The sequence below is a fragment of the Anoxybacillus gonensis genome, from assembly GCF_001187595.1.
GTDB classification, from domain to species: Bacteria; Bacillota; Bacilli; order Bacillales; family Anoxybacillaceae; genus Anoxybacillus; species Anoxybacillus gonensis.
Window position 1 is genome coordinate 1230968 of record NZ_CP012152.1, and the last position, 17146, is coordinate 1248113.

General features: G+C 43.9%; 17 protein-coding genes. 14 read left to right on the top strand and 3 right to left on the bottom strand.

Annotated elements, in window-relative coordinates; genetic code table 11:
* Positions 1-19 precede the first annotated feature (19 nt).
* Complete coding sequence (locus AFK25_RS06510; protein WP_009362713.1) at positions 20-748, bottom strand: amino acid ABC transporter ATP-binding protein; 729 nt, start codon at positions 746-748, stop codon at positions 20-22.
* Between the two features lie 378 nt (positions 749-1126).
* A complete protein-coding gene (locus AFK25_RS06515) occupies positions 1127-2317 on the bottom strand; it encodes an ISL3 family transposase (protein WP_035067864.1) in 1191 nt (396 codons plus the stop codon).
* A 344-nt stretch (positions 2318-2661) separates the two neighbouring features.
* Here AFK25_RS06515 and AFK25_RS06520 point away from each other — a divergent pair, with 344 nt between their 5' ends.
* The 14 genes from AFK25_RS06520 (at position 2662) to AFK25_RS06585 (ending at position 16813) form a co-directional block, all read left to right on the top strand.
* Positions 2662-2985 carry a YnfA family protein gene (locus AFK25_RS06520; RefSeq protein WP_035067717.1) on the top strand — a complete coding sequence of 108 codons (324 nt, stop codon included), beginning with the start codon at positions 2662-2664 and terminating at the stop codon, positions 2983-2985.
* Positions 2986-3097: 112 nt separating this feature from the next.
* Complete coding sequence (locus tag AFK25_RS06525; RefSeq protein ID WP_035067715.1) at positions 3098-5065, top strand: glycosyltransferase family 39 protein; 1968 nt, start codon at positions 3098-3100, stop codon at positions 5063-5065.
* 12 nt (positions 5066-5077) lie between these two features.
* Complete coding sequence (locus AFK25_RS06530; protein WP_035067707.1) at positions 5078-6040, top strand: glycosyltransferase family 2 protein; 963 nt, start codon at positions 5078-5080, stop codon at positions 6038-6040.
* Entirely contained in the window at positions 6030-6419 is a 390-nt protein-coding gene (locus AFK25_RS06535; protein ID WP_009362709.1) for a GtrA family protein, read from the top strand. Before AFK25_RS06530 ends, AFK25_RS06535 begins: the two co-directional genes overlap by 11 nt.
* Before the next feature lie 238 nt (positions 6420-6657).
* Positions 6658-7017 (top strand): ArsR/SmtB family transcription factor, encoded by a 360-nt coding sequence (locus AFK25_RS06540; protein WP_009362708.1) that lies wholly within the window; start codon positions 6658-6660, stop codon positions 7015-7017.
* The gene (locus AFK25_RS06545; protein WP_035067703.1) at positions 7010-7957 is read left to right on the top strand and encodes a permease; all 948 of its coding nucleotides are present in this window, start codon (positions 7010-7012) and stop codon (positions 7955-7957) included. Before AFK25_RS06540 ends, AFK25_RS06545 begins: the two co-directional genes overlap by 8 nt.
* A gap of 12 nt (positions 7958-7969) precedes the next feature.
* Positions 7970-8200 carry a thioredoxin family protein gene (locus AFK25_RS06550; RefSeq protein ID WP_009362706.1) on the top strand — a complete coding sequence of 77 codons (231 nt, stop codon included), beginning with the start codon at positions 7970-7972 and terminating at the stop codon, positions 8198-8200.
* A gap of 335 nt (positions 8201-8535) precedes the next feature.
* The gene (gene hutP / locus AFK25_RS06555) at positions 8536-8985 is read left to right on the top strand and encodes a histidine utilization transcription antiterminator HutP (RefSeq protein ID WP_020424588.1); all 450 of its coding nucleotides are present in this window, start codon (positions 8536-8538) and stop codon (positions 8983-8985) included.
* A gap of 89 nt (positions 8986-9074) precedes the next feature.
* A complete protein-coding gene (gene hutH / locus AFK25_RS06560) occupies positions 9075-10598 on the top strand; it encodes a histidine ammonia-lyase (RefSeq protein ID WP_035067700.1) in 1524 nt (507 codons plus the stop codon).
* 14 nt (positions 10599-10612) lie between these two features.
* The gene (gene hutU, locus AFK25_RS06565; protein WP_240483489.1) at positions 10613-12262 is read left to right on the top strand and encodes a urocanate hydratase; all 1650 of its coding nucleotides are present in this window, start codon (positions 10613-10615) and stop codon (positions 12260-12262) included.
* 2 nt (positions 12263-12264) lie between these two features.
* Positions 12265-13527 (top strand): imidazolonepropionase, encoded by a 1263-nt coding sequence (gene hutI, locus AFK25_RS06570; protein WP_035067696.1) that lies wholly within the window; start codon positions 12265-12267, stop codon positions 13525-13527.
* Positions 13511-14458 carry a formimidoylglutamase gene (gene hutG, locus AFK25_RS06575; protein WP_035067694.1) on the top strand — a complete coding sequence of 316 codons (948 nt, stop codon included), beginning with the start codon at positions 13511-13513 and terminating at the stop codon, positions 14456-14458. Before hutI ends, hutG begins: the two co-directional genes overlap by 17 nt.
* 99 nt (positions 14459-14557) lie before the next feature.
* On the top strand, positions 14558-15886 hold the full coding sequence (locus tag AFK25_RS06580; protein ID WP_049720875.1) for an IS3 family transposase: 1329 nt from the start codon (positions 14558-14560) through the stop codon (positions 15884-15886).
* Positions 15887-16081: 195 nt separating this feature from the next.
* A complete protein-coding gene (locus tag AFK25_RS06585; protein WP_035065243.1) occupies positions 16082-16813 on the top strand; it encodes a YkgJ family cysteine cluster protein in 732 nt (243 codons plus the stop codon).
* A 39-nt stretch (positions 16814-16852) separates the two neighbouring features.
* Here AFK25_RS06585 and AFK25_RS06590 read toward each other — a convergent pair whose 3' ends face one another.
* Positions 16853-17116, bottom strand: a complete 264-nt coding sequence (locus AFK25_RS06590; protein WP_370628347.1) for a sigma-G-dependent sporulation-specific acid-soluble spore protein CsgA — start codon at positions 17114-17116, stop codon at positions 16853-16855.
* Positions 17117-17146 lie beyond the last annotated feature (30 nt).

Sequence of the window (17146 nt, forward strand, 5' to 3'; positions counted from 1 at the left end):
GAAAAATTTCCCCCTTATATTAATGATTTAAAATCCGGCTGAGAAACAGGCGCGCCCGTTCTTCGCGCGGATTGGCAAAAAACTGTTCTGGTGGTGCTTCTTCCAAAATTCTCCCTTGGTCCATAAAGACGATGCGATCAGCGACTTCCCGAGCAAATCCCATTTCGTGGGTGACGACAACCATCGTCATTCCTTCTCTTGCAAGCGTTTTCATGACATCGAGCACCTCGCCAATCGTTTCTGGGTCAAGCGCGGAAGTCGGTTCGTCAAACAGCATAATTTTCGGTTTCATCGCTAGTCCTCTAGCGATAGCGACGCGCTGCTGTTGGCCTCCGGAAAGCGCTGTCGGGTAGGCGTTCGCCTTATCAGGAATACCAACTTTTTCCAAATAATACATGGCTGTTTCTTTTGCTTCTTGTTCTGGCACGCCGAGCACTTTCATCGGTGCCAATGTAATATTTTGCAAGACGGTTTTGTGTGGATATAAGTTAAAATGTTGAAAAACCATGCCGATATTGCGGCGCAGTTTGTTAATATCGGTGTTTTTATCGTTTACTTTCACGCCATCGACAATCAGTTCGCCGCTTGTAATTGTTTCTAGGCGGTTAATGCAGCGAACTAACGTACTTTTTCCAGAACCGGACGGCCCGATAATCACGACGACTTCACCTTGTTGGATAGTGAGATTAATATCTTTTAAGACGTGAAAGTCTCCGTAATGTTTATTCACTTGATGAAAATAGATCAATATGTCCCCTCCTTCCTATTTTTCAACTATTTTTTCTTTTCTGAATTAAATGTAAAATAAACCTACGGAAATCTACAAAAAACAACAAGAAAACAGCAAAAAAATTTTTTCGTGAGGGTAATTTTTTATGATAATATGAAAATGATAATTTTTATCATCACGAAGAGAGGATTGCACCATAACAAAAATGGGTCTTCACCATTTTCTGTGATTTCTACTCAATCCTAGAAACATGTTAGCTGGATGAAATAGGTTCATCAGTCAGGATCCTTCTTCCGCATACAGACCACGAAGTTGGTAGAATGGAAACAGTCAAGTGCTTTCCTTGACGGGTTCCATTCTACCAACTATCATACCGATAGCGGAAGAAGGGAGCGCTTAAGCAGCCTGACTACCTGTAGTGTTCCCTGTACACTCCAGAAATACACGCAAACGAAACCGTTCTAGATTTCGATAGCCATATGCCCGGCGTTTGATGTTTTTGATCTTGTGATTCGTCCCCTCGATCCGGGCATTGGTATATGGGCACAAAAAGTAGGAAAGAATAGGCTCCTTCCACCTTTCAAGCGTGTTGGCTGCTTCCTGAAAAGAAGCAAAAGGGCTCTGTTTGGCTAACTGAATCCATTCTTCCAAGCGTTCCTTTGCTTCGTTATATCCATCGGTTCGGTAAAAATCCCGAAACAACTCTTTCAGATAATAAGCAATGGAAAGTGCCGGATACTCCTCCAAGATATCGTCTAATCGAAGCCGTTGGTCCTTACGAAGCTTTTCACAGCCTTTTAAGAGAAGATATCGAGCCTTTTTCAATGGAGAACATTCCTTTCTTGCTTGATCCAAGGCTTGTGTCACTTTTTGAACCACATGGTACTTATCGATGACAATCGAAGCAGATGGAAACAGGGCACGAACCGCCTTATGATAAGGTTCCCACATGTCAAGAATCACCGTTTGGACCATTTCTTTCGACAGGACATTTTGACTCAACAAGTGGATGGCGGAGTTACATTGGCGATCGGCATGCATTCCCATGACCGATCCGGCTTTGGCATCCATCAATACGGTTTCATACTGATGTCCCTTTTTTACCGCGATTTCATCTAAGCTCAGCACCATCTCTTCTTGAGAAGATGCTTCGATCGCTGTTTGACGCTCTTTTGCTTTTTTCGATGCGATGGAGTAATAGATGCGTTCCAATGTCGTATATGGGATGCGGTGCTTTCGGCTAACCTCTTGAATGGTGGAGCCTTCACAAAGTTCATACAAGTACTCACAAAATCGATTGGTGTAGTGTTGATTGGGTTGAATCGATTCCAAAGAGGCGGAAAACACTTGGGAACAATTCCAGCACCGATAGCGCTTTACCTTTACGAACAAGTACACCGGTTGATGGAAAATCGCCAAATCCCGTACTTTTCTTGTCCGTCTGTCGTGGACAGAGGAAGTGGCAAAACCACAATGAGGGCAACGTTCCTGTGTCTCTGTTTTCTCTACATGAATCGCATAACCATAGGAAAGAAGTTCTTGTTTAATCACTTTAAATTCTGGCAATCCTAGTGGTATAGAAAGCACTTACGAGACCTCCTTAATGTTTATTTCACCGCTAACATTATTGCCAGGATCTCGTCAGTGCTTTCTCTTTTTTGTCACTAAATCACAAAATTTGGTGATGAACCACAAAAATTTGCTTTTATAAGGAACAGAAATATGAAACAAAAAATTATATAAATTTTTGCAGCGGACGTATAAAAATAGCGAAACGAAAAGGTTGTTTAGGGAAATGAAAAACGATTGTTTGTACTCATCGATGGAGACATGGTGAAAGGCAATACAGTTGATGAGTTGTTTTTTGAAGCAACCCATCGCCTAATGAAAGACTGGTTGGAACTTCTTGGGAAATAGGAGGATTTGGTTCGATGTTGGCAGTGATGTTATTCATTTTAGCAGGGCTTGCAGAAATTGGCGGCGGCTATTTAATCTGGCTTTCGTTGCGCGAATCAAAGCCGGCTTGGTACGGATTAGTTGGGGGAGTGATTTTGATCGTTTACGGCATCATTCCGACGTTGCAGCAGTTTCCGTCATTTGGGCGGATTTATGCGGCATACGGTGGCGTGTTTGTCGTTTTATCTGTTTTATGGGGATGGGGAATTGATCGAAAAACTCCTGATCTTTATGACTGGATCGGCTCAGCCGTATGCTTGCTTGGTGTGCTGATTATCTTATGGGGGCCGAGGAACTAAAGGAGCCAAATGGTTTATTGGCTCTTTTTTATTTTCACTTAATTTTCATTGAAAGACTGTATGATGGGACCAGTGAATTAGAAGAGAAAATTTTATAAATGGAGGAAGAAAAATGAAAGAGAAAAAGATGGACTGGTGGCTCATAGCCATCATCGCATTGGCTTCGTTTTTGTATTTTTACAACATTGGCAACGCTGGTTCGAACGAATATTATACGGCTGCGGCGAAAAGTATGACAGCGAATTGGAAAGCCTTTTTCTTCGCATCGCTTGACCCAGCTGGGTTTATTACGGTCGACAAGCCGCCGGTGGCGCTATGGTTTCAAGCGCTGAGCGTCGCTTTATTTGGCGTAAGCGATTGGAGCGTCTTGCTTCCAGAAGCGCTTGCTGGCGTGTTGTCCACATCGCTTCTTTATTTCATCGTCAAGCCGTTTTTTGGTCGCGTCGCAGCGCGATGGGCGAGCTTTATTTTTGCGTGCACCCCTATTTTTGTCGCAGTTACTCGCACGAACAATTTAGATACGATTTTAATTTTTACGCTGTTAGTTGCGACGTGGGCACTGATCAAATCCATTCATACGAAAAAAGCAACATCACTCCTTGTTAGCTTTGCGCTTGTTGGGGTTGGCTTTAACATGAAAATGATGCAAGCGTATATGGTGTTGCCGGCGTTTTACATATTTTATTGGTTGGCAAAAAATGAGACTTGGAAACGAAAAATGAAACAGCTAGCCCTCGCAACCGTGGTGTTGCTGATGACGTCGCTATCGTATGCCGCAATTGCTGATCTTATGCCGAAAGACAACCGTCCGTATATCGGCAGCAGCCAAACAAACTCTGTATTGGAATTGGCGCTTGGCTATAACGGCATCGGTCGGCTTACTGGCAGTGCAGGACCAGGTGGGAATCGTACGATGGACGCTAACGCAGGGGAAAGAGGGGAGATGCCACAGCCGCCAAATGGTGCGGGACAACTACCGAACGGCATGCAACGTATGGGGCAATCCGAGAACAGCGGGAATACACCACCACAACTGCCGGAGTTTAAAGGTGGAGGTGGGATCGGCATCGGAGAAACAGGCAATCGCGGAATCTTTCGCCTGTTTAACCAACAGCTTTCCGGACAAATTAGCTGGTTATTACCGTTTGTTCTTTTTAGCACGATTGCGGTTGGGTTATCGATCCGCAAACAGCGGATGTTTACCATTTCGCATAAAGTAGCGGTATTTTGGTTGGCATGGCTCATTCCGATGATGGGATTTTTTAGTATTGCTGGTTTTTTCCATCGCTATTATTTAAGCATGATGGCACCAGCGATTGCAGCGCTTGTGGCGATTGGTAGTGTGTTATTATGGGAATTTTACAAAGAGGGCAAACAACAATGGCTGCTTCCAAGTGCGTTTTTGGCGACATTTTCATTAGAAGCGTACATTCTTTATCAAAATAAAGCGGCGATGTCAACTATCTGGATATGGTTCGTCGGCTTATTAGGGCTCGCTTCGTTTGTTTTGCTTCTTGCATTTCGGCAGCATACGCGAATCGCCTACTATGTAAAAGTAGCTAGTTTAGTTGGACTTCTGCTCATGCCGTTTTATTGGGCGCTCACACCTATATTGTACGGCGGCAATAGCATGATTCCAGCAGCAGGTCCGCAAACAACCTTCGATGGCCGACAAGATGGGCGGATGATGGGGAGTGTGGAAAGAAATGAAGCAAATGAGAAGCTCATTCAATATTTAGAAAAGAACTATGATGGAGAAACTTATTTAGTAGCGACGTTCCGTGCGACAGAAGCGGCACAAATCATGTTAAAAACCGATAAAGCGGTCATGGCAATGGGTGGATTCTCCGGAAACGACCCAGCATTGACGGCTAAAAAGCTAGAGAACTTAGTGAAAAATGGGGAAGTGAAATATTTCCTTCTTTCTGGATTCGGTGGCGGTCAAAGCAATAATGACATCGTCGAGTGGATTCAAACACACTGCAAAGAAATACCGCAATCCGAATGGAAACAATCCAGCGATACACAACAGTCGTTTGGGAGAGACGGTGCAGAAAAGCTGTATAAATATGAAGGATAGGAGGAGAGAAACATGGTGAAATATTCGGTCGTGATTCCTGTCTATAATGAAGCGCTTGTGATTCGTGAAACGTATAAGCGATTAAAAAGAGTAATGGAACAAACGGACGGAGCGTATGAGCTATTATTTGTCAACGATGGTAGTAAAGATGACACGCTTGATATGTTAAAAGAGCTTGCGGTTAGAGACGATACAGTGAAATATTTGGATTTTTCCCGCAACTTTGGGCATCAAATTGCAATTACAGCAGGGATGGATTATGCTTCTGGGGAAGCGATTGTCATTATTGATGCGGACTTGCAAGACCCGCCAGAGTTAATTTTAGAAATGATTGAAAAGTGGAAAGAAGGGTACGATGTCGTCTATGCAAAGCGAACGAAACGAAAAGGAGAAACGTTTTTTAAAAGAGCAACTGCCTACGCCTTTTACCGGTTATTACGGGCAGCGACGGAAATTGATATTCCTCTTGATACGGGCGATTTCCGTTTAATCGACCGAAAAGTGCGCGACGAGTTAGTAGGAATGAGAGAGCGGAGCCGGTTCGTGCGCGGGCTCGTGAGCTGGGTTGGCTTTAAACAAACGGCGATTGAATATGAACGCGACGAGCGGTTTGCGGGGGAAACGAAATACCCGCTCAAAAAAATGATTCGCTTTTCGCTTGACGGCATTACGTCTTTTTCATACAAACCGCTAAAGCTTGCCAGTTTGTTAGGGTTTTTGCTTTCGTTTGTTAGTGTCGTTTGGATGATAGCTGTCTTGTATTTAAAATTGTTTACCCATTCTACCGTCACGGGCTGGTCATCGCTCGTGATGACGGTTCTTTTTTTCAACGGTGTTGTCCTTATAATGCTTGGCGTAATCGGAGAATATATCGGTCGCATTTACGATGAAGTGAAGCATCGCCCGCTCTATATTTTAAAAGAAAGCTGGGGAATCAGACGCGGAAATGAAAAGGTACCATATTATGTGGAATGAAAAAATGATGCTTGTTCGCTTTGCCGTTGTTGGGATAGGAAATACACTCGTCGACTTCGTAGTATTTTTCTTGCTTGCTTCGATAGGAGTTCCATATGTTTTTTCACAAGTATGTTCTTATAGCGCAGGTATGATGAATAGCTATGTTTGGAACCGCACATGGACGTTTCAAGTACGAAAAAAAGCATCTGTTCAAGAGTTTCTTCAGTTTATTTTCATCAACCTTGTATCGTTAAGCACGACAATCGTTTTGCTTTATTTGCTGCATAAATTAGCAGGAATGCAGCTATTTAGCAGTAAAGCCGTGGCGACGGTTGCGGGCATGGCAGTTAATTTTGCAGGAAGTCGTTTTTGGGTATTTGAAAGAGGGAGAAGGTAATCATGTCCATCCCGCACATCAATGTCTATTAACAACGCTTAAAGAAGTAGATGAAGCGGTTTAATGGCAAAACCCATGGTGCTCGTAGCACCATGGGTTTTTATGAGTAAACAGTCATTTAAAGACTACGAAAAAAGACTGGGGGAATTTAAAAATGATGTTCAAAAAATGTTCATTATTTACAACTATAAAACTAGAAAAATAGTTTTATTATAAAAGTGAGGGGAGTGAATGACGGATGAAAAATCATTGGCAACTAAAAAATGAGCAAGAACTAAACGGCGTGATTGAAAAAGCAAAGCAAACGTTTCCTTTTCTTCAAGATGATCAGCTCATACAACATCGCGCTCAATTGTTTAAAGCACTTGGTGATGAAACACGTTTGCGCATTGTTGGTATGTTAATGCACAGCGATTTATGTATGTGTGAGATTACAGCTGCCTTGCAGCTACCTCCATCGACTGTTACGCATCATTTGAAATTGCTTGAGCGAGGAAAAGTAGTACATGTATATAAACAAGGAAAATTTACAATTTATCAACTAAATCAAGAAGTGGTCATGCCACTTATGGAAGAAAGAAGAGATATTCATGTTTAACATGTTTGCGGATTGGTTAGTTGAAGATGTATTCGGACTGTCGATCACTTCAAAGTTTGGAGGAGCGCTCCATTTTTTTATTTATGATACGTTAAAAATTCTTTTTTTATTGTCTGTTATGGTGTTTGCCATTTCGTTTGTACGTAGCTATTTTCCGCCTGAAAAAGTAAAGCGATGGATTAGCGGGAAGAAAAAAGGAATTGCGAGCGTACTAGCAGCTTTGCTTGGTGTCGTATCGCCATTTTGTTCGTGTTCAACCGTTCCTCTTTTTATCGGATTTGTCGAGGCAGGCATTCCGCTTGGGGTGATGTTTACCTTTTTAATTTCGTCACCGATTGTCAATGAAGTCTCACTTGTTATGTTGTTTTCGATTTTTGGGTGGAAAATTGCGGTGTTGTACGTCTTGTTTGGCGTATTATTAGCCATTATCGCTGGATGGGTGATTGGAAAGCTAAAATTAGAGAAATATGTCGAGCCATATGTGTTTAATATTCAATTAGGGGAATCTGTTGTCCAAGAAATGACGATGCGTGAGCGATTCGCTTATGCAAAAACAAATGTCATTGATACTGTAAAAAAAATATGGGTATTTTTGCTTATTGGTATTGGAATTGGGGCGTGGATTCACGGATATGTTCCTGAAGATTTACTCGTTCGTTATGCTGGAGAAAAAAGTATATTAGCTGTTCCAGTAGCGGTCATTCTTGGAGTACCCTTATATTCGAATGCAGTCGGATCACTTCCGATGATTGAAGCGTTAATGGGGAAAGGAGTGGCGCCGGGAACGGCACTTTCCTTTATGATGGCGATGACAGCGCTATCGTTCCCAGAGATGGTGTTGCTTCGCAAAGTAATGAAACCGCAGCTCATTGGTATGTTTGTCCTTATTGTAACCATTGGCATTATCGCCATTGGCTATATATTTAATGCGATATTGTAGGAGGATGAAAAAATGGTGATTAAAGTGTTAGGAACAGGATGTAAAAAATGCAAAGAGCTCGAACAAAACGTTCGAATGGCCATTGCGCAACTTCAAATCGATGCGCAAGTAGAGAAAGTAGAGGATATTGGAAAAATTATGAGCTATGGAGTGATGAGCACGCCAGCGCTTGTCGTAAATGAAAAAGTTGTATCAACAGGAAAGCTATTATCTGTCGATGAATTGATGGGGGTATTGAAATAAAGGGGCGCGAAACGCCTCTTTATTTTTTTTTTACAAAATTATGATAATCGACAAACCGTTTAAAAATTCAATGATCCGCAACAAAAAATATGAAGGGCGTTTTATATTTTGGGGATGGCGGGGAGATAAAAAACGCCAGATATAGATGATTTGCTTAATAGTTGTCCGGTGTCATGTTATTGAGATCGCGAAGTTAAACTTTAGTTTAGTAATAAGGCACTATATTAATTTGTTAAAAAGTGGTAAAAAACAATTGACAGTTGGCAAAAGGACCTTTACAATGATGATAGATCATTAGTTTTTTAGAAAATTTAAAAAATAGGTGTTGATATACGTTGCTAAAAAAGACAGGAGGAAGAATTGGCCGCAATGCGATATTGCTCGCTTTGATGGAAGAAGAAGAGGAGCAAGCGCTGCTTGAGCACTTAGCTACATTGCAGTGGCGTTGTTGCAAAGGAAAAGTTGGAGCCATGGAACTGCAAAAAATTGTAGCCGCCATCGAAACAGCAGCTAAACGAAACGGTGTCGTGAACGGAGAGTTGTACCGTGAAATGCATGCTTTATATCACGCGGTTGTCGAAGCGATGCAAGGGGTTACAAGAGGTCAAGTAGAATTAGGTGATTTCATGCGAACGGTCGGTCTTCGCTTTGCGGTTGTACGCGGAATGCCATATGAAAACGAAGCAGAAGGCGAATGGATTGCTGTGGCGTTATACGGAACAATCGGGGCGCCGATTCGTGGGTTAGAGCACGAAACAATCGGATTAGGAATTAATCATATGTAGCCTATAGATCTTTAGTTTAGAAGGAGGCTATTCCACCAAATGGTGGTGTAGCCTCCTTTTTTATTTCATTAAAGGAATGGGGTGTGAACGTGGTCATTTTAACAGGATACACGTTAACGTTAGAGCAGATTAAACGGGTGTTATATCAAAATGAAGCCGTTATTGCATCGAAAGACAGTATAGATGCAGTCAAAAAAAGCCGACAGGCGGTCGAAGAAATCGTTGCTAACAAACGAATTGTATACGGGATTACGACAGGCTTTGGAAAGTTTAGTGACGTGTTTATTGAAGCAGACGATGTAGAGGAGTTGCAGTGGAATTTAATTCATTCACATGCTTGTGGGGTAGGTGAGCCGTTTCCAGAAATCGTTTCGCGTGCGATGCTTTTATTGCGGGCCAACGCGCTCTTAAAAGGCTGTTCCGGCGTTCGCCCGATCGTCATTCAACGGTTGCTTGATTTATTAAATGCGCATATTCATCCAGTCGTTCCGCAGCAAGGCTCTCTCGGAGCGAGCGGTGACTTAGCGCCGCTATCGCATTTAGCGCTTGCATTGCTTGGTGAAGGAGAAGTGTTTTACCGAGGGCGCCGTATGCCTGCGCTCGCTGCGTTGACACAAGCGGGCATTGCTCCTCTTTCATTAAAAGCAAAAGAAGGATTAGCGCTTATTAACGGCACACAAGCGATGACGGCAATGGGGGTCGTCGGTTATTTGGAAGCAGAGCAGCTCGCTTATGAAAGTGAGTTAATTGCAGCGTTAACGATGGAAGGCTTGCGCGGCATTATCGATGCATTTGATGAGCGCGTGCACCTTGTGCGTGGCTACCGCCAACAAACGGAAGTAGCCAAACGCATCCGTTCGTATTTAGCAGGAAGTAAACTGACGACGACACAAGGCGAATTGCGTGTCCAAGACGCTTACTCGCTTCGTTGTATCCCGCAAGTGCATGGGGCTTCTTGGCAAGCGCTCGACTATGTAAAAGAAAAACTAGAAATTGAGATAAACGCCGCCACTGATAACCCGCTTATTTTCGATCACGGTGCAGCCGTTATTTCTGGCGGGAACTTCCACGGACAACCGATTGCTTTAGCGATGGACTTTATGAAAATTGCTGTGGCAGAACTGGCCAACATTTCGGAGCGACGCATTGAACGGCTTGTCAATCCGCAACTAAACGATTTGCCGCCGTTTTTGAGTCCAGCACCTGGGCTACAATCAGGGGCAATGATTATGCAGTATGCGGCCGCGTCACTTGTATCGGAAAATAAAACGTTAGCACACCCTGCAAGTGTCGATTCGATTCCGTCATCCGCCAATCAAGAAGACCATGTCAGCATGGGAACGATCGCCTCTCGCCATGCATATGCGATCATTCAAAATGCGCGGCGCGTCTTGGCGATTGAACTCATTTGTGCGTTGCAGGCCGTCGAATATCGTGGAGTGGAACAAATGGCACCAAAGACGCGCGCGTTTTATGAAGCAGCGCGGAAAATCATTCCGTCCATTACAAAAGACCGCGTCTTCGCAAAAGATATCGAGGCAGCGGCAAAATGGCTGAAGGATGTGAAAGGGGATTTTTTTCTACAAACGATAGAAACGGTAACCAATAGATGAAAGGGGATATGAGAATGAGACATATTCAAGCAAAAAAAGGATTAGAACTCGAATGTAAAGGCTGGGAACAAGAAGCGGTGTTACGCATGTTATACAACAATTTAGATCCAGAAGTAGCGGAAAAACCGGAAGAGTTAATTGTCTATGGTGGCATTGGGAAAGCGGCGCGAAATTGGGAAGCATTCGATGCGATTGTCCGTACGTTGCGTACGCTCGAAAACGATGAAACGTTATTGATTCAATCTGGAAAGCCGGTCGGCGTGTTTAAAACGCATGAACGGGCACCACGCGTACTTTTGTCAAACTCTGTCCTTGTACCGAAATGGGCGACGTGGGAGCACTTTCATGAGCTCGATCGAAAAGGGTTAATCATGTACGGTCAAATGACAGCGGGAAGCTGGATTTATATCGGCACTCAAGGCATTTTACAAGGAACGTATGAAACATTTGCTGCGGTAGCCAAAAAGCATTTTGGCGGCACGTTAAAAGGAACGATTACACTTACTGCTGGATTAGGCGGTATGGGCGGGGCACAGCCGCTGGCGGTAACGATGAATGAAGGAGTCGTCATTGCCGTAGAAATCGATCCAAACCGAATTCAAAAGCGGATGGATACGAAATATTGTGACCGGATGACGTATTCGCTCGACGAAGCGCTTCGTTGGGCGCAGGAAGCGAAAGAAAAAGGGGAGGCGTTATCGATCGGGCTTGTTGGCAACGCCGCCGAAGTGCACCATGAGTTGTTACAACGCGGTGTGCATATCGACATCGTGACCGACCAAACGTCTGCCCACGATCCATTAAACGGCTATGTACCAGAAGGGCTATCGTTAGAAGAAGCAGCTGAATGGAGAAAAAGCAATCCAGAACAATACGTCCGCCGTTCAAAACAAAGCATGGCAAAACATGTAGAAGCTATGTTAGAGTTCCAAAAACGCGGTGCGATCGTTTTTGATTACGGCAATAATATTCGCCAAGTCGCTAAAGACGAAGGAGTCGAAAACGCCTTTGCGTTTCCGGGGTTTGTTCCTGCGTATATCCGTCCGCTATTTTGTGAAGGAAAAGGACCGTTCCGTTGGGCAGCGCTATCCGGCGATCCAGAAGATATTTATCGCACAGATGAACTAATTAAAGAACTGTTCCCAGAAAACGAGGCGCTCTTGCGCTGGATTGATATGGCACAAAAGAAAGTAGCGTTCCAAGGGCTTCCTGCGCGCATTTGCTGGCTCGGTTATGGCGAGCGGGTGAAAATGGGGCTAGCGATGAACGAATTAGTACGCAAAGGCGAAGTAAAAGCGCCGATTGTCATCGGGCGCGACCATTTAGATTGCGGTTCGGTTGCTTCTCCAAACCGCGAAACAGAAGCGATGAGAGACGGAAGCGATGCTGTCGGGGACTGGGCGGTGCTCAATGCGCTCATTAACACTGCTGCTGGAGGCTCTTGGATTTCATTCCATCATGGCGGTGGCGTTGGCATGGGCTATTCGTTGCATGCGGGAATGGTTGTCGTTGCCGATGGAACAGATTTAGCGGAGGAACGGCTCGAGCGGGTGCTAACGACCGACCCTGGCATGGGCATTATCCGCCATGCAGATGCGGGCTATGAACGAGCAATTGAAGTAGCAAAAGAAATGAACGTTCATATCCCGATGCTAAGGGGGTAAATATGATGGATACGCTGATTGTAAATATTGGGCAGCTATTAACGATGGAAGGGGACGGACCGGTAAAGGGGGAGAAGATGAAGACGCTCCCTCTAATTGAACAGGCAGCCGTTGGAATAAAAAATGGACGCGTGGCGTGGATTGGTAGCAATGAAGAAGCAAAAACTATTTCTGCTAGTCATCTCATTGACGCAGAAGGGAAACTCGTCACGCCCGGTCTTGTTGATCCGCATACCCATCTTGTCTTCGCTGGTTCGCGCGAACATGAACTGCCGCTAAAGCAGCAAGGTGTTTCGTATTTAGACATTTTAAAGCGAGGCGGCGGCATTTTATCGACTGTACGCGCGACGCGAGCAGCAAGTGAAGATGAGTTGTACGAAAAAGCACGCGTGCATTTGAACCGCATGCTTTCCTACGGGGTAACAACGGTCGAAGCGAAAAGCGGATACGGGTTAGACGTGGAAACAGAACAGAAACAATTGCGCGTCGCGAAGCGCTTACACCAAACGCACCATGTAGAAGTCGTGTCAACGTTTTTAGGCGCCCATGCGATTCCTGCAGAACATCAAGACAATCCTGATGATTTTCTGCAACAAATGGTGGATTTGCTAGATGTCATTAAGCAAGAACAGCTTGCCGAGTTTGTCGACATTTTTTGTGAAACGGGCGTATTTACCGTCGAACAGTCGCGCACCTTTTTACAAAAAGCAAAAGAAAAAGGATTTGCCGTCAAAATTCATGCTGATGAAATTGACCCGCTTGGTGGGACGGAGTTAGCGGTGGAAGTGGGAGCGGTAAGCGCTGATCACCTTGTCGGATCATCGGAAGCAGGAATTCAGCAGCTTGCTCATTCCAATACAATAGCAGTGCTGCTTCCTGGGACGTCGTTCTACTTAGGGAAAAGAAAGTATGCAAAAGCGCGGCAAATGATCGACGAAGGAGCAGCGGTGGCGCTCGCGACAGATTTTAACCCAGGTAGCTCGCCGACAGAAAATTTACAATTCATTATGACGCTCGCTGCTCTCTATTTGCGGATGACCCCGGAAGAAATTTGGCATGCGGTAACGGTCAATGCGGCATATGCAATTAATCGCGGGCAAGACGCCGGGCGAATTATGGTTGGCAGAAGAGCGGACATCGTCATTTGGGACGCACCGAATTATATGTACGTACCATACCATTACGGAATTAACCATGTCCGAATGGTGCTAAAAGATGGGAAAGTTGTGAGCGAAAGGGGAAGAGGCGATGTTTCCGTATCTTAAAGAAGCAGGCAAAGCGAATTTTCAAGACCGTTATGTGACAAAAGCAAATGAACTGCTCATTTCGTGGGACGGAAAGCATTGTAGCAGCATCGGCTTGATTGGCGCACCGCTCTCGAAATCATCGATTAGCCATTCGGGAGCAGCGTTCGCCCCACAGGCCATTCGGCAAGCGCTATCGTTTTATAGCACATACTCTATCGAATCGGGAATAGATTTAGCGGATGTTACGGTTACTGATTATGGCGATATAGTGATGCACCCGACTGATATTGCTGCGTCACAAAGGCGCATTGCGGAAACAATCGAGCAAGTTGTCGCGTTACAGCCCAAGTCGATGTGGATTGTCCTCGGAGGCGATCACTCCATCACGTGTCCAGTCGTTAGCGGCTGGCAAAAACAGAAAGGGACAATTGGCATTATCCAGTTCGATGCTCATCACGATTTGCGCAATTTAGAAGATGGGGGACCAACAAACGGTACGCCATTTCGTCGGTTAATCGAAGCGGGCATCGTCGATGGAAGCCGGCTTGTCCAAATTGGCTTGCGCGACTTTGCGAATAGCCGCGCGTATACGGAATACGGAAAACAATGTGGGGTTACGATGTATACGATCGAAGAGGTGTATCGCCTCGGTATACAAACGATAATCGAAAAAAGTATGCAGATGTTATCGGGTGTGGACGCGGTGTATGTATCGGTCGATATGGATGTGCTCGACCAAGCGTTTGCCCCTGGGTGTCCAGCGATTGGGCCAGGCGGCATGGATAGCCGCACGCTGTTGCACGCCATTTCGCTACTTGCGCGTTATGATAAGGTGCAGGCAATGGACATTGTCGAAATCGACCCGACGATTGATTTTCGACAAATGACAAGCAGGATAGCGGCATCGGTAATTTTACAGTTTTTAAAAGGGAAAAAAGAAAGGGTGTAGTAAAATGGTACCTGTAGGTAGGACACTCGAAAAAAAGAGTGTTCAACCTACAGGTATTTTTATATACTTGAATTTCAGAATATGGGGGTAGGGGACAATATGAGTAAAATAACTTTTTCATCTAAAGAGATAAACATACTTCAAAAAAATCCAAATGTACAACGTGTCAGCGAAAGGTCTATTACCTATACTGACGATTTTAAAAATAGATTTATAGATGAATACCAAGCTGGCAAATTCCCTCGTCAGATCTTTGAGGAAAACGGCTTTGATGTGGACGTTATCGGCATAAAACGAATGGAACAGTCAGCCCATAGATGGAAAAAAGCCTATGAAAAGAATGGCCTGATAGGGCTTACAGATTCAAGGAAAACGGCTTCTGGGAGACCCTTAAAGCGTGAGCTTACACAGTCCGAAGTGATTGAAAGGCAAAGGGCCAGAATTGAACTGTTGGAAGGACAGGTGGAGCTGTTAAAAAAGCTAGAATTGACCGAAAGGAGGCTGCTAAACGCAAGCGAAAATCTCAATCCGAATAAAGCGTACCAATTGATACAGGAGACCATTGAACAGAATGGATTCAAGGGGATGACCAGGTATTTTTGTGACCTTCTGGATGTCTCACGGTCGGGATATTACAGCTACCTGAAGGCTTCCTCTGTACGGGAAGCACGGGAGAAATTGGACCTTGAAGCGAAGGAAATCATCTTAAAGGCCTTTGACCGGCGGGGATATAAGAAAGGTTCACGCTCTATCAAAATGATATTGGAGAATGAGTTTGATATGATCTTCAGCCGTAAAAAGATCCAGAGGATCATGAGGACATACGGAATCGTCTGTCCTCACCGAAAGCCTAACTCTTATAAAAAGATCGCTAAAGCAACGAAGGAGCATCAGGTTGTCCCGAACAAATTAAACAGGGAATTCAAGCAGGGAATCCCCGGGAAAGTACTACTTACGGATATCACTTATCTTCCATATAACGGAAATTGTATGGCTTATTTGTCGACCGTAAAAGACGCCTCCACCAATGAAATCCTGGCTTACCATGTGTCTGATCGCATCACCTTGGACATCGCCACCCAGACGATCCATCAATTGATGAACAATAAGAAAATTACTCTCCATGAAGAGGCTTTTATCCACTCGGATCAGGGAAGCCACTATACAAGCCCACGTTACCAGAAGCTTTTAAAGGAGTATGGCCTGGGCCAGTCTATGTCACGAAGAGGCAACTGTTGGGATAATGCCCCTCAAGAATCATTCTTTGGCCACCTTAAGGATGAAGTGGATTATAAATCGGCAAGAACATTGAAGGAATTGAAGTCAAAAATTAATCATTACATGGTTTACTATAACAATTACCGCTATCAGTGGAATTTAAAAAAGATGACCCCTATTCAATATAGGAATCATCTTCTAGCTGCTTAATCTCTTTTTTTATAGTGTCCTTGACATGGGTGCCACTTTATAGAGGGACCCTTTCTTTTCATTTGCACGCAAAGTGCTATTATTTTCTCTGAAAAGAAAAAGGAAGGTTTTTGTTTTGGGCAAAATAGATCGACAAATAAATGCTCTGTTTGTATGATTGAACTGAAAGGAAGCTAGTTTGAAAGGAGAACAAAGATGGCTTTAACATATGATCAAATTGTTCGGATTTGTAAGCAAATTAACGACAAGCATATGCCGGATGGACAAGCGTTCGTTGATGTGGTTGATGAATGGTTGGAACGATATGATGGGGAAAACGGAAAAGAATTTATGTTTCAAGCGTTTAAAAAATTGCTTTCGCTTGTTGATGAACATATTCATACAATTGAGCGCAAAGTGAATATTCGCCCAACTTGTACAAAAGGGTGTACACACTGTTGCTATTTTCCCATTATTACGACGCGTGCAGAAGCAAGATGGATGATGACTCATATCGCTAAACTGCCAAATGACGAGCGAGAACGCATATATAAGCATATACAATGGTATACTCAGCACTACGCGGAACAAATAAAGCGAGTAGAAACGTTAAATTTTACAGAAGAAAGACATTTAAAAAAAATGTACATGGAAGAACAAATCCCTTGTATATTTTTAAATCAACAAACAAACACATGTTTCATTTATGACGTACGGCCGATTCCGTGTCGCACGTATGTAAATTACTGCTCACCGAGTGTATGTGCGAACTCACATATGCCGAATGAACCGTTTAGTTATGAATTTTTATATGAGTTTTATATCGATTCGCTTCATGATTTCATTCAAACGCTCATTTATGAAGGAGAAGAGGTAGGGATCGATTATCCTGACGATTTGTTTACGATGGACTATTTGTTTTGTTATTTTATGGATGAAAACAAATGACCATGTCTAGCGCCCATGTAAGCGCTAGACATGGTTTGCTTAAATGAGTTGTTCATATACTTCATTTAAATGATAAACGCGAACAACATCTTGTTCTTCTTTTGCATACTTCATTTCTTGACGCAGCATGCGATCTAAAAATGCCGCTTCTTTTTGTGATAAATCCCGAACGAACTGTTCCTCGTTTTTGTATGATTTACTCATTAGTTTTTTATATAAATGAATGGCAATCGTGTGATGTCGGTCAGCATAGTTTGCTAATGCTTCACGTAAATAAGCTAACGTTTGGTTCAACCGCTCCACCTCCTCAACAGTAGGGTAAGCGGTTTCGTG